Here is a 749-nt window from a genome sequence, read left to right on the forward strand (position 1 = left end):
CCATTTGGCAACTTGTAAAACTTTTTAGTAGCCAATGTTTGCATCTTTTTTATTGCTGGCAAATTCTGTGGTTTTAACATTGGTGGATGTTTTTCAGCCATGGAAACAGCCTTCCAATTTGCATCGTTTAGCAATGGTGCACACCAGCCAGCAATTTCTTTATTGGCATCGTAAACTTCGCCAGCATATACATTGTTGCTAAGTATAGGACCATCAATAAATTTCCAAGAACCATCAGACAACACTTGCTGTTTGCTACCATTTACAGTCATATCTAACTGGCACCAAAGCATGGGTTTACCGTAAGTCATAGTACCGCCCCAAACTACATCTTGATTGTACCAACCATCGCCTAACATGACGCCAATTACATTCTCGCCAGTTTTTAATAATGTATCAATATTGTAGGTTACATAAAAAGCATAATCATCGTAATTCGTTTGCCCAGGATCAAGCACATGATCACCTACTTTCTTACCATTAACATACAACTCATAAAAGCCTAACCCTGCAATTTGAATAATAGAATTTTGTGGCTTATCTTTGAGTAAAAAAGACTTACGAAATAATGGTGCAGCTTGTCCTTTTACCTTATTGCTAGTAACCCAATTGGCTTTAAAATCGGCAGCATTTACCAAGCCAGTTATAAAACTGTTGGCTTTGCTAAAGGTAGATGGTACGCCATTTTTATCCCACACTTTTACCTTGAAAAAATATGTTGTAGATGACTGCAAAGCCTTACCAGCAAA

1 protein-coding gene is annotated in these 749 nt (G+C 37.5%); it reads right to left on the reverse strand.

Annotated features, from left to right (window positions below):
* Positions 1-749, reverse strand: a 749-nt coding sequence (locus ACT9TX_RS18410; protein ID WP_481340577.1) for an alpha-L-rhamnosidase N-terminal domain-containing protein, incomplete at both ends; no start/stop codon positions are given.

The organism is Parasediminibacterium sp. HNIBRBA5674, from assembly GCF_056745525.1.